Annotated in this window: 23 protein-coding genes; 15 read left to right on the top strand and 8 right to left on the bottom strand. The window is 64.2% G+C overall.

All coding sequences use genetic code 11. From position 1 onward, the window contains the following. Positions 1–69 precede the first annotated feature (69 nt). The 6 genes from N7E70_RS11880 to N7E70_RS11855 all read left to right on the top strand — a co-directional run bounded on the left by N7E70_RS11880 (position 70) and on the right by N7E70_RS11855 (position 6,550). Positions 70–495, top strand: coding sequence for a DUF3775 domain-containing protein (locus N7E70_RS11880; protein ID WP_067959620.1), 426 nt, complete (start codon positions 70–72; stop codon positions 493–495). Between the two features lie 502 nt (positions 496–997). Beyond that, complete coding sequence (locus N7E70_RS11875; RefSeq protein WP_263006455.1) at positions 998–1,582, top strand: extensin-like domain-containing protein; 585 nt, start codon at positions 998–1,000, stop codon at positions 1,580–1,582. A gap of 112 nt (positions 1,583–1,694) precedes the next feature. After that, the gene (locus tag N7E70_RS11870; protein WP_263006454.1) at positions 1,695–2,696 is read left to right on the top strand and encodes an extensin-like domain-containing protein; all 1,002 of its coding nucleotides are present in this window, start codon (positions 1,695–1,697) and stop codon (positions 2,694–2,696) included. 147 nt (positions 2,697–2,843) lie between these two features. Then, positions 2,844–3,551: an LssY C-terminal domain-containing protein gene (locus N7E70_RS11865; protein WP_067966277.1), complete on the top strand. Its 708-nt coding sequence runs from the start codon at positions 2,844–2,846 to the stop codon at positions 3,549–3,551. Positions 3,552–3,644: 93 nt separating this feature from the next. After that, the gene (locus N7E70_RS11860) at positions 3,645–4,934 is read left to right on the top strand and encodes a hemolysin family protein (protein WP_263006453.1); all 1,290 of its coding nucleotides are present in this window, start codon (positions 3,645–3,647) and stop codon (positions 4,932–4,934) included. A 245-nt stretch (positions 4,935–5,179) separates the two neighbouring features. Further along, positions 5,180–6,550: an IS1182 family transposase gene (locus N7E70_RS11855; protein ID WP_192316544.1), complete on the top strand. Its 1,371-nt coding sequence runs from the start codon at positions 5,180–5,182 to the stop codon at positions 6,548–6,550. A gap of 169 nt (positions 6,551–6,719) precedes the next feature. On the opposite strand, the gene N7E70_RS11850 is transcribed toward N7E70_RS11855, so the two are convergent. Continuing rightward, positions 6,720–7,325 (bottom strand): NADPH-dependent FMN reductase, encoded by a 606-nt coding sequence (locus N7E70_RS11850; RefSeq protein ID WP_154384804.1) that lies wholly within the window; start codon positions 7,323–7,325, stop codon positions 6,720–6,722. 102 nt (positions 7,326–7,427) lie between these two features. On the opposite strand from N7E70_RS11850, the gene N7E70_RS11845 reads away from it, so the two are divergent. Beyond that, complete coding sequence (locus N7E70_RS11845) at positions 7,428–7,796, top strand: winged helix-turn-helix transcriptional regulator (protein WP_067959608.1); 369 nt, start codon at positions 7,428–7,430, stop codon at positions 7,794–7,796. A 199-nt stretch (positions 7,797–7,995) separates the two neighbouring features. On the opposite strand, the gene N7E70_RS11840 is transcribed toward N7E70_RS11845, so the two are convergent. Further along, on the bottom strand, positions 7,996–8,388 hold the full coding sequence (locus tag N7E70_RS11840; protein ID WP_154384803.1) for an acyl-CoA thioesterase: 393 nt from the start codon (positions 8,386–8,388) through the stop codon (positions 7,996–7,998). A gap of 181 nt (positions 8,389–8,569) precedes the next feature. Between N7E70_RS11840 and N7E70_RS11835 the strand changes: the two genes are divergently transcribed. The 4 genes from N7E70_RS11835 to N7E70_RS11820 all read left to right on the top strand — a co-directional run bounded on the left by N7E70_RS11835 (position 8,570) and on the right by N7E70_RS11820 (position 12,842). Beyond that, positions 8,570–10,186 carry a GMC family oxidoreductase gene (locus N7E70_RS11835; protein ID WP_263006452.1) on the top strand — a complete coding sequence of 539 codons (1,617 nt, stop codon included), beginning with the start codon at positions 8,570–8,572 and terminating at the stop codon, positions 10,184–10,186. Positions 10,187–10,274: 88 nt separating this feature from the next. Further along, positions 10,275–11,486, top strand: a complete 1,212-nt coding sequence (locus tag N7E70_RS11830; protein WP_263006451.1) for a mandelate racemase/muconate lactonizing enzyme family protein — start codon at positions 10,275–10,277, stop codon at positions 11,484–11,486. Positions 11,487–11,493: 7 nt separating this feature from the next. Further along, positions 11,494–12,411: an NAD(P)-dependent oxidoreductase gene (locus N7E70_RS11825; RefSeq protein WP_263006450.1), complete on the top strand. Its 918-nt coding sequence runs from the start codon at positions 11,494–11,496 to the stop codon at positions 12,409–12,411. 209 nt (positions 12,412–12,620) lie between these two features. Continuing rightward, complete coding sequence (locus tag N7E70_RS11820; protein WP_263006449.1) at positions 12,621–12,842, top strand: DUF6500 family protein; 222 nt, start codon at positions 12,621–12,623, stop codon at positions 12,840–12,842. A 12-nt stretch (positions 12,843–12,854) separates the two neighbouring features. Here N7E70_RS11820 and N7E70_RS11815 read toward each other — a convergent pair. Together N7E70_RS11815 and N7E70_RS11810 are read right to left on the bottom strand one after the other, a co-directional pair. Then, a protein-coding gene (locus N7E70_RS11815; RefSeq protein ID WP_263005224.1) for an IS630 family transposase occupies positions 12,855–13,798 on the bottom strand; the annotation gives its coding sequence in 2 pieces (ribosomal slippage) (positions 12,855–13,462 and positions 13,462–13,798; 945 coding nt in all). Positions 13,799–13,951: 153 nt separating this feature from the next. Then, a complete protein-coding gene (locus tag N7E70_RS11810; RefSeq protein WP_263006448.1) occupies positions 13,952–14,890 on the bottom strand; it encodes a diacylglycerol/lipid kinase family protein in 939 nt (312 codons plus the stop codon). Between the two features lie 248 nt (positions 14,891–15,138). Here N7E70_RS11810 and N7E70_RS11805 point away from each other — a divergent pair, with 248 nt between their 5' ends. Then, positions 15,139–15,552 (top strand): hypothetical protein, encoded by a 414-nt coding sequence (locus tag N7E70_RS11805; protein ID WP_192315124.1) that lies wholly within the window; start codon positions 15,139–15,141, stop codon positions 15,550–15,552. Positions 15,553–15,696: 144 nt separating this feature from the next. Here N7E70_RS11805 and N7E70_RS11800 read toward each other — a convergent pair whose 3' ends face one another. Further along, positions 15,697–15,939 carry a DUF1344 domain-containing protein gene (locus N7E70_RS11800; protein WP_067959585.1) on the bottom strand — a complete coding sequence of 81 codons (243 nt, stop codon included), beginning with the start codon at positions 15,937–15,939 and terminating at the stop codon, positions 15,697–15,699. A gap of 463 nt (positions 15,940–16,402) precedes the next feature. Between N7E70_RS11800 and N7E70_RS11795 the strand changes: the two genes are divergently transcribed. Then, positions 16,403–16,660, top strand: coding sequence for a SemiSWEET family sugar transporter (locus N7E70_RS11795; protein ID WP_263006447.1), 258 nt, complete (start codon positions 16,403–16,405; stop codon positions 16,658–16,660). A gap of 111 nt (positions 16,661–16,771) precedes the next feature. Here the strand turns inward: N7E70_RS11795 and N7E70_RS11790 are convergent, their stop codons facing one another. From N7E70_RS11790 to N7E70_RS11780, 3 genes are all read right to left on the bottom strand, one after another. Beyond that, a complete protein-coding gene (locus N7E70_RS11790; RefSeq protein WP_263006446.1) occupies positions 16,772–17,707 on the bottom strand; it encodes a DUF3137 domain-containing protein in 936 nt (311 codons plus the stop codon). A 123-nt stretch (positions 17,708–17,830) separates the two neighbouring features. Then, positions 17,831–18,892, bottom strand: a complete 1,062-nt coding sequence (locus tag N7E70_RS11785) for a CapA family protein (RefSeq protein ID WP_263006445.1) — start codon at positions 18,890–18,892, stop codon at positions 17,831–17,833. A gap of 72 nt (positions 18,893–18,964) precedes the next feature. Next, positions 18,965–20,056, bottom strand: coding sequence for a glycosyltransferase family 4 protein (locus tag N7E70_RS11780; RefSeq protein WP_263006444.1), 1,092 nt, complete (start codon positions 20,054–20,056; stop codon positions 18,965–18,967). Positions 20,057–20,307: 251 nt separating this feature from the next. Between N7E70_RS11780 and N7E70_RS11775 the strand changes: the two genes are divergently transcribed. Both N7E70_RS11775 and uvrB read left to right on the top strand, forming a co-directional pair. Further along, entirely contained in the window at positions 20,308–20,727 is a 420-nt protein-coding gene (locus N7E70_RS11775; RefSeq protein ID WP_263006443.1) for an SH3 domain-containing protein, read from the top strand. Between the two features lie 110 nt (positions 20,728–20,837). Continuing rightward, positions 20,838–23,885 carry an excinuclease ABC subunit UvrB gene (uvrB, locus tag N7E70_RS11770; protein WP_263006442.1) on the top strand — a complete coding sequence of 1,016 codons (3,048 nt, stop codon included), beginning with the start codon at positions 20,838–20,840 and terminating at the stop codon, positions 23,883–23,885. Positions 23,886–23,952: the final 67 nt, after the last annotated feature.

The raw sequence follows: 23,952 nt of genomic DNA, 5'->3' as shown, positions 1-23,952 counted from the left end.
TATCGAGGCAGTGACGTCGCCGCCAAATGCGCTATCATCAGCCGGGGGGAAGGCAACAGGAGCACGCTCGTGCAGCAGCGGCGCGAAAAAGAGTGGGACCTGACCATTGGCCCGGACACCGTCCGGCTGTTCATCCTCAAGGCCAAGGCGATCAGCGCCGGCGTCAACGAAGACTATGAAGACGGCGCCGAGCACGAGGTCGAATATGACGGCGACACCCACGACAACCATCGCCATGATGGCCTCGCCGAGGAAGAGGCGGAAAACCTCACCGAAAAAGAGCTACGCGGGCTGATCGCCGACCTCAATGTCGACCAGGCTGCCGAACTGGTGGCGCTCGCCTGGGTTGGGCGCGGCGACTACGACGCCGCCGAATGGGCGGACGCGGTCGCCGAGGCACGGCAGCGCGGCAATCGTCGTACCGCCAAATACCTGCTCGGCATGCCGATGCTGGGCGACTGGCTCGAGGAAGGCCTCGAGGCCCTGGGCGCCTGAAGCATCGCTTGACACTTCCGCCAGATGACAACGCCGTCACCGAATTTGATCGCGCGGCAGCGTCCCCTCGGCAACCGCGAACGATCGACAACGTTGAGCGGCGATGCACACAGCCAAATCCCGCCTGCTTTCCCTGATCCTTGTCCTGCCGCTGGCGGCCTTCGCAGCGCCCCCGCACGGCTTTGCCGAAGCCAGCAAGGTCGAAGCAAGCAAGACGTCACTACCCAATCGAGCTCCGGTGCCACGGGCCGCACCCGTGCAGGCCATGCCCAAACCGCCCCCGGCTGCGTCGACACAAGCCGGGCAGGCTTTGGTTCCCACACCCGAGCCGCATCCCGACGTTCCCGACCAGCGGCGAGCCCGAGAAATGTTTGGCCCGCCAATTCCTGAAGCGATGTCGAAGGCTGAAGCAATACCAACAACCGTCCCCATTCCGTCCTCGCGCCCGGATGGCCCCGAAGCACCACGTGGGCGAGAGATGTTTGGTCCGCCGGCGCCAAAGATGCTGCCCGACAAGCGTTCCTACGTCGCGCGGCCGGCAACGATGCCGATCGAGGAGACCGCCTGCCGCACGCGCCTGAAGGTGCTCGGCGCCGAGTTCGAGGAACAGGCGCCGCAAAGCGACGCCGACGGTTGCGCCCTGCCCTTTCCGCTCAAGCTGAAGCGTCTCTCGCGGTCCATCGACATCGAGCCCGACGCGATCATCAACTGTGCCACCGCCGAGACCTCCGCCCGCTTCGCCACGGAAGTCATCGCCCCTGCCGCGAGAACCGAGCTCGGCGAGGCACTGACCGTCGTCGGGCAGGCTTCGGCCTATGTCTGTCGGCCGCGCAACGGCACCCGCAAACTGTCCGAGCATGCCTTCGGCAACGCCCTCGACATTGCCCGTTTTACCCTGACCGGTGGCACGTCGGTCGAGGTCGAGCCGGCGCCGCCGGAGAAGAATGCCAAGTTCCTTGATGCTATACGAAAGGCGGCCTGCGGGCCGTTCAAGACGGTGCTCGGTCCAGGCAGCGACGCCGACCACGCCCGGCACCTGCATATCGACCTCGCCCCGCGCAAGAATGGCGGCACATTCTGCCAGTAGGCCTGCCCCGCCACCCACGCCGCAATTCGGCCCCAGCCGTAAACGCTGCCGCTGATCTTTCCTTTACCCTTGGCGGCTAGGCTTATTCCCTCAAGGGGACAGGAGCCTTCGCATGGCCGCAGATTCGCGCGCCACCATCCCGGTCGGATCGCCGCGAGCCGCGCGCCAGCGCACGCTGCTGCTCGCCACGACCCTTGTCGCCGTCGGCCTCGGCCTCAGCTCATGCACATCGGGCGATGTGTTCGCGCTCCAGCCCGCCGTCGATGTCGGCTCCCAGACAGCGTCGCTCGGCCCCGTACAGGCCGCTCCTGTCATTGTCGAGCCACAGTCCGATCCGGCGCTTGTCGCGCAGGCGGCGCCCATGATCGAGCCGACGCTCGACGCACAGGCCGCGCAGTTCGAGCAGATCCAGCCTGAAGCGCCACAGCCTGTGCAGACCGCCGCGCTCGCGCCTGCCCAGGGGCGCGGCATGCAGACGCTGGTGCCGTCCAACCCCTATATGGTCGCCTATCCCAAGCTCGACGATCCCTCCAACGAGCCACAAAGTGCGCCGATACGGCCTGCCGTCATGCCGGCCGACGAGGTTGACTGCCGCAGCGACCTGAAGAAACTCGACGTCACCTACCGCGACCTGCCGCCGATCCGCGACGGTGCCGCCTGCGGCATCGACTATCCGGTCAAGGTGTCGGCCATCGGCTCGGTGCAGATGAAGCCGGCAGCTGTCGTCACCTGCCAGATGGCCGCCAGTTTCGCCGCCTGGACCAAGCGCGACCTCGTCCCCTCCGCCCGGCTGCGCTATTTCTCCGGCGTCAAGACCATCCACCAGGGCTCGAGCTATTCCTGCCGCAAGATCGCCGGCACCCGCACCCTGTCAGAACATGGCAAGGGCAATGCGTTGGACATCATGCGCATCGAGCTGAACAGCGGCCGCGACATCGACGTCGAAAAGCCCGGCCTGTTCGCCTTCCGCACCCGCGGCTTCCTCAACACCATTCGCGCCGACGGCTGCAGCTATTTCAACACCGTGCTTGGCCCCGGCTACAATTATGACCACCGCAACCATTTCCACTTCGACATCAAGCAGCGCCGCAACGGGTACCGCGCCTGCCGCTAGCGTTTGCGCGCCACGTGTCATGAAGCCAGGCAAGATGCGCTTTACAAAAGACATCTCTAATACTTAATCTGCCGATGCAACCCATGATTTGTCCCGAGTTCAATGTCGCGCCACTGCTTTGGCTCGACCCATCGGCAGCGGGGTTTGATGCTACGGGGAAAACTGCACCGACAGGCGACCCTTTGGTTCATTGCGCTCTGCGTGAGCTATCTCGCGCTCGCCTATTTCGCGGCTCCTGAATTCTGGTCGCTCCGTTTCCTGCGCGACGGCCCCCGGCCTGAATCGCTGCTCACCACGACGGAACAAGGCATCCCGGGTGACCCGATCAATATCGGCCTCGTCGGCAGCGAGCTGGACGTGACCGCCGCGTTTGCCGCCGCCGGCTGGGATCGCGCCGACAAACTGTCGGTGAAATCAGCGCTGGAAATCGGCGAAAGCGTGCTGCTCGACCGGCCTTATGCCGACGCGCCCGTCAGCACGCTCTTGTTCAACGGCCGGCGCCAGGATCTCGCATTCGAAAAGCCTGTCGGCAAAAGCGCCGACGTCCGCCACCATGTTCGGCTGTGGCTGACCTTCACGCCCGGTGCCGACGGGCGCCCGACCTGGTACGGTGCGGCGAGCTTCGATCGCGGCATAGGCGTCAGCCACGACACCGGCGCCGTCACCCATCACATCGGACCCGACATCGATGCCGAGCGCGATTCGCTGATCGGCGATCTGACATCGGCCGGACGCATCATCGAGGTAAAGACGATGTCAGGCATCGGCCTGACCAAGGCCGGCCGCAATGGCGAGGGTGACCCCTATTACACCGACGGAAAGATGCTGATGGCAGTTCTGGTGCCTGACAGATAGCCCCAGCCTCGACCCGCTCTTGTGCCGCTGGGGAAGAGTATTTTTGCTGCCGTCTTTTCGAAAGGCCTTAAGCAATGCTATGCAGCGAGCATCATGTTATACGCTGAAATCGCTATCGTGGTCGTCCTCATCTGTGTGAACGGCCTTCTGGCAATGTCCGAACTTGCCATCGTTTCTTCCCGTCCAGCCCGCCTCAAGGCGATGATCGACCGCAACGTCAAGGGCGCCGGGCGCGCACTAGAACTCGGCGCAAACCCGGGCAAATTCCTGTCGTCGGTGCAGATTGGCATCACCCTCGTCGGCGTTCTCTCCGGCGCATTCTCGGGCGCCACGCTCGGCGAACGACTGAGCGGCTTTCTCGCCGCCAACGGCATGAGTGCCGGCGCGTCCAATGCGCTGGGCGTCGGCATCGTCGTTGCCATCATCACCTATGGCTCGCTGATCATCGGCGAACTCGTGCCCAAGCAGATCGCCCTGCGCGACCCCGAAGGCGTCGCCTCTCGCGTCGCCCCCGCCATGTCGCTGCTTGCCAAGGTCGCGCTGCCGCTGGTCTGGCTGCTCGACATTTCCGGCCGCTCGGTGCTCTGGCTTCTCGGTCAGCGCGGCGAGAGCGAGGAAAAGGTCACAGACGAGGAGATCAAGATGCTGGTCGCCGAGGCCGAGCATCATGGCACCATCGAATCCGACGAACGCCGCATGATCGCTGGCGTCATGCGCCTGGGTGACCGCGCCGTGCGCGCCGTCATGACCCCGCGCACCGAAGTCGACTGGATCAATCTGCAGGCCGAAGAGGCCGCCACCCGCAAGCTCCTGATGGAAACCCAGCACTCTCGCCTGCCCGCAGGCGAAGGCTCCGTCGACGCCATGGTCGGCGTCATCCAGACCCGCGAACTGCTCGCCTCGCTGCTTGCCGGCCGTGCTTTCGACCCGCGTAAGCATGTCCGCACAGCACCCATCGTGCACGATCAGGCCGACGCGCTCGACGTGCTCGCCACCCTCAAGCAGTCCGACGTGCCGATGGCGCTGGTCCATGACGAATATGGCCATTTCGAAGGCGTCGTTTCGCCCGCCGACATCCTTGAAGCCATCACCGGCGTGTTCCGCTCCGACCTCGACGAGGACGACGTCGACAATGCCGTCCAGCGCGAGGACGGCTCCTGGCTGCTCGCCGGCTACATGCAGGCCGACGAGATGGCCGACCAGCTCGGCATCGACCTGCCGGAGAACCGCGACTACGAAACCGTCGCCGGCTACGTCCTGTCGCATATGCATCACCTGCCCGCGACCGGCGAATGCGTCGACGCGCAGGGCTGGCGCTTCGAGGTCGTCGACCTCGACGGCCGCCGCATCGACAAGGTGCTGGCGTCGAAGCTGCCCGGCTGACACAGCGACCGGGTTGGTGCTGGCCCGGATACACCGGGCCGCTGAGCCACTGCAGCTCGCGTTGCGAGGCTTGGTGATGGTCTTGGGCCGACGTTTTGCCGTCATGGTTTTGGACCGTGTCTGACTCTTGGCTGTCACGGCATGGCAGGTGCCCCAAAGGCACAACGAAAAAGGGCGGCACAAGGCCGCCCCCAGACTGCTGACAAACCCCTGGCGAGAGTTGGGGGTTTGTGATTCAGTGGGTGATGTTGAAGCGAGCCGGCCCTGAACAAACCGCACTTGAGATCGTCACGCTCGATCAACTGGTTCCAGTTGATCACCTTCTGCGCAAGATCGATGGTGTTATCGATTTCTCGTTCATCCACGATCTGACAGCGCCGCTTTACTGCGCCGACAATGGTCGCCCGCCACTTGATCCGACCTTGATGTTCAAGGCGCTGTTCATCGGCTACCTGTTCGGGGTGCGCTCGGAGCGGCAATTGGTGCGAGAGATCGAGGTCAATGTCGCCTACCGGTGGTTCCTGCGGCTGAAGCTGACGGACAAGGTGTTCGACGCCTCGACATTGTCGCAGAACCGACGCCGGCGCTACCAGGACGAGACGATCGCGCAGGCGATCTTCGACCGCATTGTCGAGCAGGCGATCGGGGCAGGCTTGGTCGACGGCACGGTGCTCTACACCGACAGCACGCACCTGAAGGCCAATGCCAACAAGGGCAAGTACGACCTTGCCATGGTCGCCAAGTCGCGTGCCGACTACTGGGGCGAGCTCGACCGGGCGATCGATGCCGAACGGGCGTTGCACGGCCAGAAGGCGCTGAAGGAGCAGGAGCGGCAGCCTGCGGTGAAAGAGACGAAGGTCTCGCGCACCGATCCTGAGGCTGGCTATATGGTGCGCGAGGGCAAGCCGAAGGGCTTCTTTTATCTCGATCACCGCACGGTGGATGGCGGCTTCGGCATCATCACCGACACGTTTGCCACGCCGGCCAACGTGCATGACTCGATCGTCTATCTCGACCGGCTCGACCGCCAGGTGGAGCGTTTCGGCTTCGACGTCACGGCGGCGGGGCTGGATGCCGGCTATGCCACGCCAGGCATCGCCAAGGGCCTGGAGGACAGGAACATCCACGGTGTCGTCGGCTATCGCAACCCGACCCGGCCAAAGCCTGGCAAGATGAGGAAGGGCGCTTTCGTCCATGAGCCGGACCTTGACGGCTATCGTTGCCCGCAGGGCCAGTTGCTCACTTACGCCACCACCGATCGCGGCGGTTATCGCCACTACAGGAGCGACCCGACGATCTGCCGCAACTGTCCGCTGCTGGCGTCTTGCACATCAAACGCCAAGGCCGAGCGCACCATCACGCGCCATGTCTGGCAGGATGTCCGCGAGCGGGTCGATGCCAACCGCTTAACCGCATGGGGCAAGGCGATCTATCGACGCCGCAAGGAGACGGTCGAGCGATCCTTCGCCGATGCCAAGCAGCTCTTCGGCCATCGCTATGCCCGCTTCCGAGGGCGAACACGCGTCGCCTGCCAGTGCCTGATCGCAGCCGCCGCCCAGAACATGAAAAAGATCGCAATCAGCCTCTGGCCAAAGCCAAAACCAAGCCTCGCATGAGGCCAAAGCCGGCTCGCAACGGCCTTGGCATCTGCTCCCCGACATCAATCCAAAAGCTCAATCAACCCACAAAACAAAACCCCGCCGAAATTCGACGGGGTTTGTCAGCAGTCTGAGGGCGGCACAAGGCCGCCCCAGACTCCCTTGGGAGGAAAAGGTCCGAAGCTGCTCAGGCAGCCTTGGCTTCTTCGGCAAGAACGTCGGCCTCGCGCGCGACCTTCAGCGCCTTGGCCCACCAGGCAATCTCGGAGACCAGCCCGTTCGCCGACTGGTTGAGGTGCTCAAAGTCGGAGAGTTGCTTCTCGCCCTGGCGCACAGCCAGGAAGTCTGCCCAGACGATGTGCACGGCGGCCTTGGTCGGCGCCATCTGCAGTTCCACCGCATGCATGCGCAGCTGCTCGACGGCCCGCGCCCCGCCGACACCGCCATAACCGACGAAACCGGCCGGCTTCTTGTTCCATTCGGTGGCCGCATAATCGAGCGCGTTCTTCAGCACGGCGGTCGGACCGTGATTGTATTCGGCGGCAGTGAAGATGTAGCCATCGAACTCGGCCACCTTCTTCTGCCAGCGCTGGGCAACCTCGTTCTGCGACGGCACCCAGGCGGACGAGGCGACCTCGTCGAAGAAGGGCAGCGGGAAATCCCGGAGGTCGACGATTTCGACCTCGATATCGGCGTGGGATTTTGCGATCCTGGCAATCCACTCCACCGGCGTGTCGGCGAAGCGTGCGGCGCGCGTCGAGCCGACGACGATGGCGATCTTGGGTTTGGACATGGTAGGAACCTTTCGGGCGTGAGTATCTGAACGACACTGGTAACAAATGGATACCGACGCTATATAGGTGACTGAAAATCAACCGCACAAGGAGGCACTTTTTTGATACCGAGGCACCCGCACCGCACCGAGGATTGCCGCGCCGTCAGCGATATCCTGCAGCGCGTCGGCGACAAATGGACGGTGCTCGTCGTCGGCAAGCTCGGCGACGGTCCGATGCGCTTCAACGAACTGCGCCACGCCGTCGGTGGCATTTCACAGAAGATGCTGACCACCACCCTGCGCGGCCTGGAGCGCGACGGCTTCGTCACCCGCACCGTCTTCCCGACAATCCCGCCGCGCGTCGACTACGAGCTCACCGACCTTGGCCGCGAACTGCTGGTGCCGGTGTTCGCGCTCGGCGAGTGGGCGAGGCTCAACCAGGCCCGTGTCGCCGAGGCACGGATGAAGTTCGATACGACGGTGGAGTGACGCGCGCGGCGGCATCTTCGCTGCGCCCTTTGAGAGCTCGCCGCGCACGCCGCGCCAAAATCACATTAGCCCTGCCGGCTCACACCTCAGGATGAGAACCGTGGCAGCGCCGGACATTAGAGCCAGCGCATTGCATCCATGGGCAGGTGAAGTGCTGACACCGCCGACGCACGCGGCTCAAGCCTTGAGGGACGCGCGCCTACTCCGCCGGCACCGGCTTCGGCTTGCCCTGCCCGTCCAGCGCTACCATGATGAAATCGGCGTCGGTCACCTTTTCCATCAGGTCGGAGAGATAACGCTGCGCCCAGGCCTCGACCTTGAGCGTCATCGAGGTGCGGCCGACACGCTCGACATGGGTGTAGATGCACAAAGTGTCGCCGATCTTCATCGGCTTGGCGAAGGCCATTTCCTTGACCGCTGCCGTCACCACGCGACCGCGCGCGCGCTCGGCGGCGCGAATTCCGCAGGCAAGGTCCATCTGCGCCATGACCCAGCCGCCGAAGATGTCGCCGGCTGCATTCGCGTCGGCTGGCATCGCCAGCGTCCGCAGCGTGAGCTCGCCCGTCGGCTGGCCATCGGCATACTGAACCATCGTCTTTTCCCTCAGAATTTCCTCTGACCACCCGTATCGTCGTGGCAGCAGCCGCGTCAACGACGCATCTCTTGCATCGCCCGGTCGTATTTTTCACAGGCCATGCCGCAACCGACGCCGAAGCCTGCGACTGAGGCGATAGTCTGACCGCATCGTGGAATTTCGACAGGCAGCCGACAGCATGCAGACGTTCGATTTCATTGTAGTGGGCTCGGGCTCCGCCGGTTCGGTGGTGGCCGAGCGGCTGTCGGCGAGCGGACGCTTCTCGGTGCTGGTTCTCGAGGCCGGCGGCACCGACCGCCGCTTCTTCGTCCAGATGCCGCTCGGCTACGGCAAAACCTTCTTCGACCCCAAGGTGAACTGGAATTACGCGGCCGAAGCCGACCCCGGCCTTGCCGGCAACAAGGACCACTGGCCACGTGGAAAAATCCTCGGCGGGTCGAGCTCGATCAACGCCATGGTCTGGATCCGGGGGGCTGCCGAAGACTTCGACGCCTGGCGCGAGGCCGGCAATCCGGGCTGGGGTTTTGACGATCTCCTGCCAGCCTTCAGGGCGATCGAAGACAACCAGGCAGGCGGCACCGACCTGCGGGGCATTGGCGGTCCGATCCACGTCACCGACAACAGGAAGAACGTCCATCCGCTGACCCATCGCTTCCTGTCTGCCGCGCAAGCGGCCGGCCTGCCCTTGAATCAGGACTTCAACGGTGCGGCCCAAGAGGGCGTCGGTGTTTATCAAATCACCACCCAAGGCGGCCGCCGCATGTCGGCGGCGCGCGGCTTCCTGCGCCCGGCGATGAAGCGCGCCAACGTCACCGTCGAGACAGATGCACTGGTCACCAAGGTGCTGTTCGAGGGCAAGCGCGTCTGCGGCGTCGAATATCTGCAGAACGGTGCCAAGCAGACGGCCCGCGCCGGGCGCGAAGTGATCCTGTCGGGTGGTTCGGTCAACACGCCGCAGTTGCTGCAGCTCTCCGGCATCGGCCCAGCAGCCCTGCTCGCCGATCTCGGCATCGATGTGCTGCACGCAAACGAACATGTCGGTCGAAACCTGCAGGACCACCAGGGCATCAACTACACCTGGAAGGCCAAGGTGCCGACCCTCAACCAGCTGTTGCGCCCGTGGTGGGGCAAGGCACTGGCGGGCATGCAGTATCTTCTGCTGCGCTCGGGCCCGCTGTCGATGAGCATGAACCAGGGTGGCGGCTTCTTCCGCACCGACTTGAGCCGCGCCCGCCCCAACATGCAACTCTATTTCCAGGTCTTTTCCACCGTGCTGCCCAAGGCCGGCGAGCGCCCGATCCTGACGCCCGACCCCTTCCCCGGCTTTTCCATCGGCCTGTCCAATTGCCGCCCGTCGAGCCGCGGCGAGATCATGATCCGCTCAGCCGATCCGACCGTGCAGCCGCGCATCACCGTCAACGCCTATTCGACCAACAGCGACGTCGCCGAGATGCTCGACGCGGTCAAATTCCTGCGCCGCATCGCTGCGCAATCGCCCATCGCAGACATCATCGCAGAAGAGGTTTTGCCAGGCCCGTCAATCACTTCCGACGCCGACCTGATTCAGGATTTCCGCAAGCGCTCGGGCACCGTCTATCACCCGGTGTCGACCTGCCGCATGGGCCCGGATCCGACGAGCTCGGTTGTCGATCCGCGGTTGCGCGTCCACGGCCTCACCGGGCTTCGCGTCATCGACGCCTCGATCTTCCCCGACAACATCACCGGCAACACCAACGCCGCCTCGATCATGACTGGCTGGAAGGGCGCGCAGCTGGTGCTGGAGGATGCGGGGTGAGCAGTTTCCGATGTTGGCGCAGCCGCTCATCCTTACCCTGAGGGCTACGCCAAAAATCGACGATGTCACGCGACCGGGAGGACCATCGATGAAGATCACCGACGTCAAGACCTTCGTGGTCAATAACCCGCCGCCCGGCATCGGCGGCAAGTATTTCATCTTCGTCAAGCTCACCACCGACGGCGGCGTCGTTGGTTATGGCGAGGCCTACAACGCCACCTTCTCCGCCCATGTCACCGCGCGAATGATCGAGGACATGGCCGAGCGCTACCTCGTGGGACAGGACCCGCACGACATCGAAAACCTGTTCCGCCGCAGCTATTCCTCCGGCTTCACCCAGCGCCCCGACGTCTCGGCCATGGGCTGCTTTTCGGCGCTGGAAATGGCCTGCTGGGACATCGTCGGCAAGGAGGCCGGCAAGCCCGTCTACAAGCTGCTCGGCGGTCAGGTGCACGAGACGCTGCGCTCCTATACCTATCTCTATCCACACACCGGCAGCGTCCATACCGAGGACGTTGCTCCCAAGAACGTCTACAACGACCCCGACATGGCAGCCGAATGTGCAGCTCTCTATGTCGACCAGGGCTTCGACGCCGTGAAGCTCGATCCGGCCGGTCCTTGGACCGCCTATGACGGCCACCAGCCCCGCCTCATCGACATCGACCTGTCGGTGCGCATGCTGAAGGCCATCCGCGAGGCCGTCGGCACCCGTGCCGACATCCTGTTCGGCACGCATGGCCAGTTCACCGCATCCGGCGCCCTGCGCATGGCGCGCGCCATCGAGGCCTACGATCCCTTGTGGTTCGAAGAACCGGTGCCGCCCGACATGCCGGAGGTGATGGCCCAGGTCGCGCGCGGCACATCGATCCCGATCGCGACAGGCGAGCGGCTGACCACAAAATTCGAGTTCGCCCGCGTCATCGAAAACCGCGCCGCCACTATCCTGCAGCCCGATCTCGGCCGCTCCGGCGGCATTCTCGAGACCAAGAAGATCGCCGCCATGGCCGAGGCCTACCACATCCAGATCGCACCCCACTGCTATTGCGGCCCGATCGTCGGTGCAGCCAACATCCAGCTCGCCGTCACTCTACCCAATTTCCTCATCCTCGAATCGCTCAAGCAATGGGACGGCTTCCACGCCAAGCTGCTGGAAAAGAAGATCGAATGGCAGGACGGCCATGTCATCCCGTCGAAAGAGCCCGGCCTCGGCGTCGAGCTCGACGAGGCGGTGTGCGAGGCCAATCCATATGACGGTCCCCACCTGCACCTGCAGATGGTGCAGACCCCGCTGATGCCGTGAGGCGCGCGTGACCCAGCCCCTCGCCTACGCCTTCATCGGCCTTGGCCATCTCGGCGCCAATCTCGCGGCATGCCTTGTGCGCGGCGGCTTCGAGGTCGTCGTCTACGACCGAACCCCCGAAGCCGTCGAGCACCTCGTTGCGCGGGGTGCCGCCGCTGCAAAAAGCCCTGCGGACGCGGCCGCCCGCGCCGGCAATGCCATCACCTGCCTGCCCTCGCCCAGGGTTAGCGAGGCGGTGTTGGTCGGCCCCGACGGGTTGCTGTCAGGCCTGCCCAAGGGCGGCACCTGGATCGAGATGTCGACAAACGGCCGCGACGAAATCCTGCGCCTTGCCGACCTGGCCACTGAGGCCGGCGTCTACACGCTCGAATGCCCCGTCACAGGCGGCGTGCATCTCGCCGCCGAGGGCAAGATCACTGCACTTGTCGGCGGCGACGCGGCGCTCTACGAGCGCCACCGATCGGCCATTGAGGCGATGTGCGCCCGCGCCTTCCTGATGGGGCCGATCGGCTCGGCCGCCGTGATCAAGGTCATCACCAACATGCTCGCCTTCATCCATCTCGTCGCCGCCGGCGAGGCGCTGATGCTGGCGAAGACGGGCGGCCTCGACCTTGCCCAGGCCTACCACGCCATCGTTGCCTCCTCGGGCAACAGCTTCGTCCACGAGACCGAGAGCCAACTGGTGCTCAACGGCTCCTATGACATCGGCTTCACCATGGACCTGGCGCTCAAGGACCTCGGCTTCGCGCTCGCCATGGCCCGTGAGAGCAGCGTCCCGCTCGACCTCGCCGCCCGCGTCAACGCCATCTTCGAACAGGGCAAGGCGGCTTATGGCGGCGACGCCTGGTCGACGATGATCGTCAAGCTCCTGGAGGACGCGACGGCCACCGACCTGCGCGCGCCGGGATTCCCGTCGAAGCTGTGAGGCTGACGCCTCTTACGTTTCCTTTTGTGGGAAGGTCGGCGCGTAGCGCCGGGATGGGGGTGCCAGGCTCTGAGCCCAGCTCCGCTTCACGGATCGGCCTCCCACAAGGGGCGGCCAAACGCGCCTGGCACCGCCCCTCTTCTCGCACCTTTTGACACCGCCCTCGGCTCGACTTACCTCTCGCCACACCACCCGAGAAGGATTCTCCGATGCGGCCTAGCCTGCGTGCCAAAATCCTCGACGTCTGCGCGCGCAAGATCGCCGCCAAGGGCCCCGACGTCGGACTGTCCTTCTACGCCTTCTTCGCCAACAGGAACGACGACCCAGAGCTTCTGATGGAGGCTGCCGAATGGTGGATCAGGACCCACAAGCTCGACCACTTCGAAAAGGCCACCAAGATAGAAGCCATGGTCAGAGCGATGGAAGCTTAGAGCGCATCCTGTTTAATCTGGGTCATAGCCGGCTGCCTTGAAGTAGTTGGCGCATTCTGCGGGGGTGAAGAGTTCGATGACCGATCCGACCGCGTCCCACAGTGCCGCAATCGTTCTCTCGGCCTTTGCGCGCAGCAGAGCCTTGAGCTTCGAGAATGCGTTCTCGATGGGGTTGAAGTCAGGACTGTAGGGCGGCAGGTAGAGCAGTCTCGCGCCGGCAGCCTCGATCGCATCGCCAATGCCGGCAGCCTTGTGAGCGGGCAGATTGTCCATGATGACGACATCGCCGGGCTTGAGCGTCGGGACCAGTACTTGCTCGACATAGGCGAGGAACACGTTGCCGTTCATGGCGCCGTCGTAGACGAAGGGCGCGGTCATGCCTGTCAGCCGCAGCGCTCCGGTGAAGGTGGTGGTCTTCCAGTGGCCATGCGGCACACCGGCACGGCAACGCTCGCCGCGTGGCGCTCTTCCGCGCAGGCGGGCCATCTTGGTCGATAGTCCGGTTTCATCAATGAACACCAACTGCGCCGGCTCGAGGTCGAGTTGGCCGTCGAACCAGGCACGGCGGCGCATCAGGATGTCGGGGCGGTCCTGCTCCAATGCGTGCGCGGACTTTTTTTATACGTCCAGCCGCGCCGGCCAAGCCAGGCGCTCAGCGCGCTGCGGCTGATCCGCACCGACTGTTCCCCCTCCAGGCGAGCCACCATCTCGTTGAGCGTGATGTCCTTGTGCTCCTCGATCATCCCGACGATGAAGCCTTCATGCGCGTCGAGACTGGAAGCGCGGCGGCGGCCCTGCGGCCGCGGCGCCAGTTCGCCGATCTTCGCCCGCGCAATCCAGCGGATCGCACTCGATACGCCCACCCCGAACCGCGCCGCCGCCTTGCGCGCCGACATGCCTTCGTCTGAAGCCTTCAAGACCCGCAACCGAAGATCTCCGCTCAGTGCCTTCCCCATACTCCACCTCCATCGAGATAGATGTTGAATCAGCACCGAACGCGCCCGTCACTTCACAATCGATTCATCGATTGCGGGACGTGCTCTAGCTTCCACCTCTTCAATTTCAGCGACTTACGCCAATCGTCGGACTCAGAACCCGAGCCCCTTGAATCAACACCTCACCTTCAAAGCCTTCGCCACCATTTCGTAGGTCGCCGGAATATGCCCGGGCGACTCGCCGTCAATGTCGACGAGCGCGGCATTGGCGAGCGGATCGCCCAAAGGCTCGACCGTCACCTTGCTTCCGCGCAGAATGGTGATGGCGGGATGGTTGCGGTGGCGTCCGCCATAAAGCAGGCGCAGGTCGAGAATCAGCTTGAGCTTGCTCGCCGCGCGCAGGATGACGATGTCGAACAGCCCGTCATCGGGAACGGCATCGGGGGCGATCATCATGCCGCCACCGAAGAACCGCTCGTTGGCCACCGCCACGAGCGCCACCCTGGCCTCGACCGGTTCGCCATCGTCGACGGTGATGCGTACGTCCTGGAAGCGGTAGCGCACGAACTCGATCACCGTGCGCCAGAAGAACAGCGCCTTGGCCGGCACCCAGCGCTTGCGCCGGTCGTTGTTGACCGCCCGCACCGTCGCCCCCGACATGCCGAGACTGGCGATGTTGACAAAATGTCGGCTCGCCAGCCGGCCATGGTCCTCGACGAAGGAGATACGGCCAGCGTCGATCAGACGGTCGCTGCCCTCGGCAATGCGCGCGATCGCCGAAGATATTTCGACGGGAATGCCCATACCGCGAGCAAAGTCGGAGCCGGTGCCGCAGGGCAGCACGCCGAGAATGGCCGCATCGCCGGTTTCGGCCTGCATCTGCAAAAGCCCGTCGGCGACCTCGCTGATCGTGCCGTCGCCGCCCGCGGCGACGACCAGTTCGCAGCCAAGCGCCACCAGGTCGCGGGCAAGAACCGCGCCGTCGCCCGGCTCGGTCGTCTCGCGAAACTCGACTTCGCCAAAGCGCTGCGTCAGCGCTGCCGCAACCTCGGTCCAATGCGTGTCCAGTCTGCCGCCGCCGGCCACCGGATTCCTGACGACGCCGACTTTCACGAACGTACCCTCCCCGGCAGCCAACGCGCCGCCGCCTCCGCCTTATTGTTAGCCGCAGAGGCAAATGCGCAAGGGAAAGGTTGCGAAGTTCACATCCTGTCGGCCGCCTTGGCGGAAGAACATGTCGCCGGATGGCTACAACGCTGCCGCGCATGCATAACGCCACCGTCATGCCATGATTGCGGCCAACTGGCGCCGCGATCGGAGCGGAGAAATCGCGGCGTCAACAATCCTTGAGGATTCGGACCGTGATCAAGTCTGCCCTTGTCGCCATGACCATCGTCGGTTGCGACTGCGACGCCAAGCTTTGCGAATATATCGGCGAGACGCCGGCACAGTGGACGTCAGTCGCCGACTGCGAGGCGGCGATGAAGAGCCGCATCCTGCGAGAAGGCAACCACGCCTATCCGTTGGTGACCGGCATCTGCCGCACCACGGTATTTGCCGAGCCGCAGTTGGCATCGGCCCCGGCCGAAATCAAGCAAGCCGAGCCAGCCGAGCGGACCACCGTTGCCGGCATCGTCGAAGGCGGACGCTCGGTCCTCTATCGCACCGCCAATGGCTATGCGCTGGCGCGCAGCGGCCTCAGCGATGCCGCCGCCGGCACGGTTGCCGCAGCAAAACGCTCGTCGAGCTGGCTGGCGGCCAATATCGGCTTCTGAGCCGACCGTCCGGCGGCATGAAAAATAGCCGACCTCGGGAAGAGGCCGGCCATAGTTTGGTTCTGCGTCTTGGAAGGTCTCAAGAACCTCACCCAACCCGCCGGGCGCATGGCAGTGCCGGCAGGGCGGCTGTGCAGACGGCCGTTACGAGGCTGCTTCAATCGCGGTCACAGCACCTGTCGTGTCGTCCACTGTTACCTTGACCTTGGCGCCGGCGGCCAGGCCGTCGACCTTGAGGGTTTCGGGGATGACATAGGTCTTGCCGTCGTCGAGCGTGATCGAGCGTGTCGCCGGATCGACCGACTGGACCGTGCCCTGGACCTCGGCGGCATAGGCGGCACCGATGAAGGCGAGCGAAGCGACGGTCGTTGCAAGGATCTTGTTCATGTCTGGTGCTCCCGTTCAGGTCTGTCCCGGCTGGTCCTGCCCTCGTAGCAAGGCCCGCCGAACGAGATGGAGACTGACCTGCGGAATGGTCCGACGCAAATCACGAAGCGTGAAATTATCGAACGTAATCATAGGCTTATTTCCGCCGCATTTGACCGCAACCGGCACATGTCTGGATGCTTCGCCATCACCCCGATCTCGCCCTAGCCCTTGCCAGCCATACGCTGACCGGCGTCACACCGCCGTCATCGCGCCGCCACCCCAAGGTCCGATTCCGGAATGGCCGATCACGAAACGCCGTTCGACATCGGCGTGGACAGATTTTTTCCGCGCGGGCCGCCACCCTCCCGCGACGTTTTGCGCCGTCGTTTCGTTGGTCCAGCTCGCCCGGTTGCCTTCACAGCAGCCGGTGATTCTGGCATAGCTCGCGCCGCACGATTTGTGCTTTTGGGAAGCTCCCGTCTTGAACCCCCTGTTTGAAATCGTCGGCGCCGTCGCCGCCATCCTGACCACTTTGTGCTGGTTGCCGCAGATCATGAAGATCCTGCGGGAGCGCAAGACAAGCGACATCTCGCTCGGCACCAACGCCACACTCGCCACCGGCATCTCGCTGTGGATCGTCTACGGCATCGCACTCGGCTCGCTGCCGGTCATCGTGTCCAACATCGTCACGCTGGTTTTCATCCTCGCCATCGTCGGGCTCAAGCTCCGCTTCGGCTAGCGGATCGGCCCGAATACCGGATTCGGATTTCGGAAAGCACAATACAGCGCTTCAAGGTATTGGAGCATTCTTTTGCGCGTCCGTACGGACGCGCGCCGCTCCAACCGCGCCCTACGACCCGATTTTGCGCACCAGCGAGGCCGTCGCCAGGATCGTCGCCATGTCGGCGATCATCGGCTCGACATGCACCTTGTAGTCGAGAGCCACATCCGACGCCGGCAGCTCGAAAAAATCCTTCTGGTGTGGCAACAGCAGAAATCCGCTCGTGCCCGACAGCGCGATCCGCGCCGGCTCGCCCGGCCATGCCTCCTTGAGCCAGGTCAGCGCCTGCGCCATCTGCCCCGACACCAGCGGCTGCGCAGCCTCGACATTGTCGCTACGGAACTCGTAGGCCATATCAAGGTCCTGGACCCCCGACCGGAGTTCCTTCAGGCCACTGCCAAAGAGTTCGCCGAAAAAGCTCAGGACCGCATTGGTCCGGATCGTTGCGACCAGCGTACCCTCAAACGGCTTCTTCAGTCCAAACGCCACGATCACGCCCTGAAAGGTCGTGGAGTCGTGCTTTTCCGCCCGTTGCGTGAGCAGTGTTTCGTACAGCTCGAAATCGAAACCATCGTAATTGCCGGAAATGAAATCATCGATCTCGAGGTTGTTGTACTTGCCAACCGTAGATTCCGGTAAGTTAACAAAGGACGGTGGCGTCGCGCCCCGTTCATGGCGCATATTTTTGATGAAGCCGAAGACGATCGGCAGCAGCTTGTTTCGAAACGATGCGTTGGCGGCTTCGAGCGGCCGCATCGCACGGAAATAGGCGAAGAACGCAGCGATGAAGCCCACGACATAAAGATAGACATGCGGCGTCGACAGCCACTGCTCGTTGAGGTCGGCTATGAAGTTGAAGATCAGCGCCAGAACCAGAACCGCAACGATCACGCCGCCGAGATAGAGGGGCACCCGCCACGCCGTCGAAAGCCTGATCGCATTGCGCTCGGCCTGATAGGCTTCGAGGTCCTTCTTGATGCCCGCGGTCGTCGCCTCGTCGGGCATGAAACCAGCTGCGCTCATATGTGCCCCCATGGCGCGCCGAGATCGTGCCGCCCACTTACCGGATGATAGCGGCTTTTCGCCAAATGTCGCGGCGTAAACAAGGAGATGCAACGGTATCCGGACTCAGCTGGTGAGGCTGGCGGCAGCGGCTCCGTAAACCGCCTGCCAGCGCGCCCGCACTTTCGTTCCAAGCTCGCCGTCGACCTTGTCGAGCGGCACCATGCTCTCGTGCGCGCCGTCGCGCTGGCGCATGAACGGCACCAGCCGGTAGCTTGCAATCTCGCCACGCGTGTGAGCGTCGGCGCTGACATCGACGACGAGGATCGCGCCGATCCGTCCCGGCCAGGGCTGCCGCGCCAGCGCCGTGCCGAGAAAATCGCCCAGGCCGTAGGCCACCAGCGTGTCGTCGGCGCGCGCCATCGGCTGCACGACATGGGCGTGATGCCCGACAACGAGCCCGACACCCAGCGCAGCCAGTATCCGCGCCCAGCCACGCGTGACGGCGCGCGGAAAATGCCGGAACTCCCAGTCCCAGTGCGGCACCGCGCAAACGAGATCGGCGCCTTCTGCGCCCGCTAACCCGTTGTCGGCCGCGGCAAAGAAATCGTCGGCCATGGCCACGCGCCCAGCGAAAGCCTCCGCGGGCGCATTGCGCCACTGCGTGAATGCGACGAGCCCCAGCGTCAACGAGCCGGCTGCCACCTTGCTCACCTCGGTGGTCGTCCCGATAGTCGCAATGCCAAGCCTGCCCAATGCCGCAAGCGTCGCATGATAACCGTCTGCCCCCTGGTCGAGCACATGGTTGTTGGCCAGCGACAGCACCAGCCGCTCTGGCGCGATGGCAGCCGCCGCCAGCGTTCCGGTGAGAAATTCTTCTGTCATCGCATGATGCGTTCCGAGCCGCGTTCCCAGCCGCGCGCTCGGCCGCTCCACGACAGGGCTCTCGCAATTGCCGACCACCAGATCGGCCGCGGCCAGGAGGGCCGTCAGCTCGCGGTCGAAAATCGGCGGCTGTTTGTTGGCGACGGCGGAAATGTCGCCGACGAATGCCAGGCGCACGCTCTGCCCGGGCTTGGGCAGGAAACGCACCTGATCAGGCAGATAGCCCGGACCGTTACGCCGCAGCGACGGCCTGATGAACCGCGCTGGCCAGGAGATCTTGTAGGAGAAAGGATAGTTGGACACGCCACGCCTGAAATTGACTGCGGCCACCCTAGCAGCTTTTCATTGCGTACAGCTGGCGCTTTCGGCCGGCCGTTACTTTTGCCGCCGCTTCTTGCTCGAGCGGCCGATGGCCAGGCGATAGATTCTGTCGATCTCGCCGACGATCCGCTTGGGGTCGAGCTGCCGTGCGATCTCCTGTCGCCCCGCCTGCCCGACGGCTCGACGCTGCGTCGCGTCGCGCAGGTCGAGTGCTGCCGCCGCCATGCCATCGACGTCGCCGACGGCAAAGCTCTGCTCCCTCGGCAAGAGATCGACCATGTTGCCGACCCGCGTCGACAGAACCGGTAGCCCGGCCGCCATCGCCTCCAGCGGCGCGATCGGCGCCTGCTCGTCGCGCGAGGTCATCAGAAACAGGTCGAAGGCCGGCAGCAGCTCGAGCGCGTCGTTGCGCAGTCCCGGCAAATGGATTCGGCCCGTGAGCTCAGGCGCCGCGATCGCCGCGTCCCACTCGGCCATGATGTCGTTGCCCTGATTTGTCGAGCCGATGACCAGCAGTTCGGCGTCGACATCCTCGTCCAGCAGCTTGCGCAGCACGCGCACCATGTCGATCTGGTTCTTGCGCCCGCCGAGTTGGCCGACCGAGCCGATCAGGAACGCCTCATCGCGAATGCCGAGGGCAGCGCGAGCCCGCGCCCGCGAGGCGACCGACACCGGGTCGATCCGGCCGACGTCGAACATGTTGGGCAGCAGGTGGATGTGCCGGCGCGAAACCAGCCAGTGCTTGACGTAATAGTCCACTGTCCACTGGCTCAGCCCGATGACCTCATGGGCAAACAGCCATGGCAGCTGGTACTGGCGCGCATGCGCCGTCATCACGATCGGCGTACCGGCCGCGCAGCGGAACACCAGCCCGAACTTGTTGCCGCGGCTGCCATGGCAGTGCACCACGTCCTCTCCCCAATCGCGGATGGCATAGCCGACGCGGCGGATTTCCCTGGGCGTCGTGGCGAAGCTCGATCCCATCATCCGGACCGGGCCGTCGAAATGCTGATGCTCGATCCACGAACCCAGCGAATGCACCAGCATCACCTCGTGCCCGGCGTCGAGCTGGGCCTGGATCAGGATCCTGGAACTGGTGGCAACGCCATTGAGCGCGCCATGGCCGACAAGATGCGCGATCTTCATAGCGCCGATGTCTGCTGCGGAAAGTGGATCGGAAAGGTCATCTGGCGTCCGGGTCAGGAACTGAGTGCACGCTCTCTAACATCCCGCGACGATCAGGCAAACACGGCTTATGGACGCCACCTCGCCGCGCCCGCAGCTCTTGCCGCCTTGTTACCCAGGCATAAAGCATGATGCCTTCCGCACACTGGCGCGCGCAACAATTGCCAGTAATCTCAAGCAGTTCGCAATGAACGGGTCTGGAGGGACTGCCCATGATGCTTCGAAGACTTGCCACCGCTGCGGCCTTGCTGGCCGGGTTGATGGCGTTGCCTGCCGGTGCGATCGCCGCCGAAGCCTACACCACCGGCAGCGTCAACGTCCGCAGCGGCCCCGGCATTGGCTATGCCAGGATCGGCATGCTCTACGAGGGCACGCGCGTCGACTTGCGCGGCTGCGACGGCAACTGGTGCAACGTCTACGGCCCGCGCCTGCGCGGCTGGGTCTCGGCCAACTATCTCGACGAATATGTCGGTCGTCCGACGGCCGTGGTCGTCGCGCCCACCATCATCGTGCGGCCAGCGCACTGGAACCGCCCTCCTCACTTGAATCGCCCGCCCAAGCCACGGCCGCCGAGGCCACGCCCGCCCGGCGCCAACTGCAAGATCGCGCCCGGCTTTCCCTGCCCAAGGTGACAACCTCCTGACAGCCTGATGTCAGGAGCCGAATTACCTCTCCATGCGGGTGCCGGCTTTCCGGCATCCGCGCCCTTTCCATTTTTGCCGAGACCGCCCATATTTCGCTCATGGCCAAATCTCCTGACAAGAAATCGCCCGCTTCGGGAAGCGACAACCGTGCCGCACAGCGCAAGCGCGGCGGCAATGGCGTAACCGACTTCCTCGACGCCTCCGAGCCGTTGCATCGCCCCGGCTTCGGCGAAGCGCCGCAGGCCGCGTTCTCGGGCGCACCGCTGTCCGGTTCGATTTCGGATTGGGCCGAAGAGATTGCCCGCGAGGCTGAGAAGCCCAAGGCCAAGAAAATCCCGGAGAAGAGCTCGGCCCCGACCCGTTCGGCGCGTGGCACCTCGATGGGCGGTGCTGCCTCCGCCAAGGAGCGTGCCGCCGCCGGTCTCAACCCTGTCGCCGGCCTCGACATTTCGTTGGAGGACGCGGCGTCGCTGTCCAACTCCGGCGTCACCGCCACCGTCGCGGCGCTCTCGGCCCTGATCGAGAGCGGCAACCCGCTGCACAAGAACGGCGAGATCTGGGTTCCCCACCGCCCCGCTCGACCGGAAAAATCCGAAGGTGGCATCCAGATCGTCATGCAGTCGGAATTCGAGCCGGCCGGCGATCAGCCTACTGCCATCAAGGACCTCGTCGAGGGCGTCGGCAATGCCGACCGCACCCAGGTGCTGCTCGGCGTCACCGGCTCCGGCAAGACCTTCACCATGGCCAAGGTGATCGAGCAGACGCAGCGCCCGGCGCTGATTCTCGCGCCCAACAAGACGCTGGCAGCCCAGCTATATGCCGAGTTCAAGAAGTTCTTCCCCGACAACGCGGTCGAGTATTTCGTCTCCTACTACGACTACTACCAGCCCGAGGCCTACGTCCCGCGCACCGACACCTATATCGAGAAGGAATCGACCATCAACGAGCAGATCGACCGCATGCGCCATTCGGCGACGCGCTCGCTGCTCGAACGCGACGACGTCATCATCGTCGCCTCGGTCTCCTGCATCTACGGTATCGGCTCGGTCGAGACCTACACGGCAATGACCTTCCAGATGCAGGTCGGCGACCGCCTCGATCAGCGCCAGTTGCTCGCCGACCTCGTCGCCCAGCAATACAAGCGCCAGGACATCAATTTCGTCCGCGGCTCGTTCCGTGTCCGCGGCGACACCATCGAGATCTTCCCCGCCCACCTGGAAGACTCGGCATGGCGCATCTCGCTGTTCGGTGACGAAATCGATGCCATCACCGAGTTCGATCCGCTCACCGGCCAGAAGACCGGCGACCTCAAGTCGGTCAAGATCTACGCCAATTCGCACTATGTGACGCCGCGGCCGACCTTGAATCAGGCCATCAAGTCGATCAAGGAAGAGCTGCAGCATCGCCTGCAAGAGCTTGAAAAGGCTGGCCGCCTGCTTGAAGCCCAGCGCCTGGAACAGCGCACCCGCTTCGACCTGGAGATGCTGGAAGCGACTGGCTCCTGCGCCGGCATCGAAAACTATTCACGCTATCTCACCGGCCGCCGCCCCGGCGATCCGCCGCCGACGCTGTTCGAGTACATCCCCGACAATGCGCTCGTCTTCATCGACGAAAGCCACGTCACCGTGCCCCAGATCGGCGGCATGTACCGGGGCGACTTCAGGCGAAAGGCGACGCTGGCCGAATACGGCTTCCGCCTGCCCTCCTGCATGGACAATCGGCCGCTGCGTTTCGAGGAATGGGACGCCATGCGCCCGCTCTCGGTCGCCGTGTCGGCGACGCCGGGGAGCTGGGAGATGGAAGAGGCTGGCGGCGTCTTTGCCGAGCAGGTCATCCGCCCGACCGGCCTGATCGACCCGCCGGTCGAGGTGCGCCCGGCCAAGAATCAGGTCGACGACGTCGTCGGCGAGATCCGTGCCACCACCCAGGCCGGCTACCGCACGCTGGTCACTGTGCTGACCAAGCGCATGGCCGAGGACCTGACCGAATACCTGCACGAGAACGGCGTCCGCGTCCGTTACATGCACTCCGACATCGACACGCTGGAGCGCATCGAGATTCTTCGCGACCTGCGCCTTGGCGCTTTTGACGTGCTGGTCGGCATCAACCTTTTGCGCGAAGGCCTTGATATTCCCGAATGCGGTTTCGTCGCCATTCTCGATGCCGACAAGGAGGGTTTCCTCCGCTCGGAAACCTCGCTGATCCAGACCATCGGCCGCGCGGCTCGTAACGTCGACGGCAAGGTCATCCTCTACGCCGACCAGATCACCGGCTCGATGGAGCGCGCAATGGCCGAGACCACGCGCCGCCGCGAAAAGCAGATGGTGTGGAACGAAGCCAACGGCATTACGCCGGAGAGCGTCAAGTCGCGCATCTCCGACATCCTCGACTCGGTCTACGAGAAGGATCACGTCCGCGCCGACATCTCGCAGTTCACCGACGGTGCCGGTGCCATGATGGGCAACAATCTGAAGGCCCATCTCGAAGCGCTCGACAAGCAGATGCGCAACGCCGCCACCGACCTCGATTTCGAGAAGGCCGCCCGCATCCGCGACGAGATCAAGCGCCTGCGCGACATGGAGCTCGCCATTTCGGACGATCCGCTGGCGCGCGAGGTCGAGGGCCAAAGCCCCGCTTCCGGCCGCGAGAAAGGCAAGCACAACAAGGGCGTCGCCAAGCACCGCACGGTCGAGGAACAGGAGCGTTTCCGCAAGCTGGACGAGGCCCGCGCCGCCGAGGAAGCGGCCAAGGCTGCCCGCCCGAACCTGTTCCGCAAGCCGAAGCTCGACGAGATGGGCGCCGACGGTACGGTTCCCGCAGGCAAGTCGCTGTTTGCCAAGCCTCACATCGACGACATGGGACCAGGCACCGACATGACCACGCCCGCCGGCGCGGTCTCGCGGTCGCTGTTCAAGAAGCAGTCGGCCGCCGAAGCCCACGGCTCCGATTACGGCGTCCCTGACGACGGCAAGTCGCTGTTCAGGAAGAACGACCTCGACGAGATGACCGTCCGCCGCACTGAAAAGCCGGTCGAAGGCGTCAAGCCGATCAAGCGCGCCAAGATCGGCGCCGGCTCCTACGAGGATCCGGCCGAAGCCGCGCGTGCGAAAAAGAAGCCGGGCAAATCAGGGCGGCCAGGGCAATAGCCGCCGTAAAATTGTTGCATATGTATTGAGAATACTGACGGTACCAACAACAGGCGAGAGAGCAGCA

The organism is Aminobacter sp. NyZ550, assembly GCF_025628925.2.
In the GTDB taxonomy this organism is placed as follows: domain Bacteria; phylum Pseudomonadota; class Alphaproteobacteria; order Rhizobiales; family Rhizobiaceae; genus Aminobacter; species Aminobacter ciceronei.
Note: the sequence above shows the minus strand (reverse complement) of the source record. Positions and strands in the feature narration are given on the sequence as shown.

What these genes read in the sequence shown, in the direction of transcription:
- N7E70_RS11870 (WP_263006454.1), top strand. Translation starts at nt 1,695, where the DNA reads ATGGCCGCAGATTCGCGCGCCACCATCCCGGTCGGATCGCCGCGAGCC.
- uvrB (WP_263006442.1), top strand. Translation starts at nt 20,838, where the DNA reads ATGGCCAAATCTCCTGACAAGAAATCGCCCGCTTCGGGAAGCGACAAC.
- N7E70_RS11820 (WP_263006449.1), top strand. Translation starts at nt 12,621, where the DNA reads ATGCGGCCTAGCCTGCGTGCCAAAATCCTCGACGTCTGCGCGCGCAAG.
- N7E70_RS11800 (WP_067959585.1), bottom strand. Translation starts at nt 15,939, where the DNA reads ATGAACAAGATCCTTGCAACGACCGTCGCTTCGCTCGCCTTCATCGGT.
- N7E70_RS11835 (WP_263006452.1), top strand. Translation starts at nt 8,570, where the DNA reads ATGCAGACGTTCGATTTCATTGTAGTGGGCTCGGGCTCCGCCGGTTCG.
- N7E70_RS11865 (WP_067966277.1), top strand. Translation starts at nt 2,844, where the DNA reads ATGCTACGGGGAAAACTGCACCGACAGGCGACCCTTTGGTTCATTGCG.
- N7E70_RS11830 (WP_263006451.1), top strand. Translation starts at nt 10,275, where the DNA reads ATGAAGATCACCGACGTCAAGACCTTCGTGGTCAATAACCCGCCGCCC.
- N7E70_RS11775 (WP_263006443.1), top strand. Translation starts at nt 20,308, where the DNA reads ATGATGCTTCGAAGACTTGCCACCGCTGCGGCCTTGCTGGCCGGGTTG.
- N7E70_RS11860 (WP_263006453.1), top strand. Translation starts at nt 3,645, where the DNA reads ATGTTATACGCTGAAATCGCTATCGTGGTCGTCCTCATCTGTGTGAAC.
- N7E70_RS11855 (WP_192316544.1), top strand. Translation starts at nt 5,180, where the DNA reads ATGTTGAAGCGAGCCGGCCCTGAACAAACCGCACTTGAGATCGTCACG.
- N7E70_RS11790 (WP_263006446.1), bottom strand. Translation starts at nt 17,707, where the DNA reads ATGCCCGACGAGGCGACGACCGCGGGCATCAAGAAGGACCTCGAAGCC.
- N7E70_RS11840 (WP_154384803.1), bottom strand. Translation starts at nt 8,388, where the DNA reads ATGGTTCAGTATGCCGATGGCCAGCCGACGGGCGAGCTCACGCTGCGG.
- N7E70_RS11850 (WP_154384804.1), bottom strand. Translation starts at nt 7,325, where the DNA reads ATGTCCAAACCCAAGATCGCCATCGTCGTCGGCTCGACGCGCGCCGCA.
- N7E70_RS11780 (WP_263006444.1), bottom strand. Translation starts at nt 20,056, where the DNA reads ATGAAGATCGCGCATCTTGTCGGCCATGGCGCGCTCAATGGCGTTGCC.
- N7E70_RS11875 (WP_263006455.1), top strand. Translation starts at nt 998, where the DNA reads ATGCTGCCCGACAAGCGTTCCTACGTCGCGCGGCCGGCAACGATGCCG.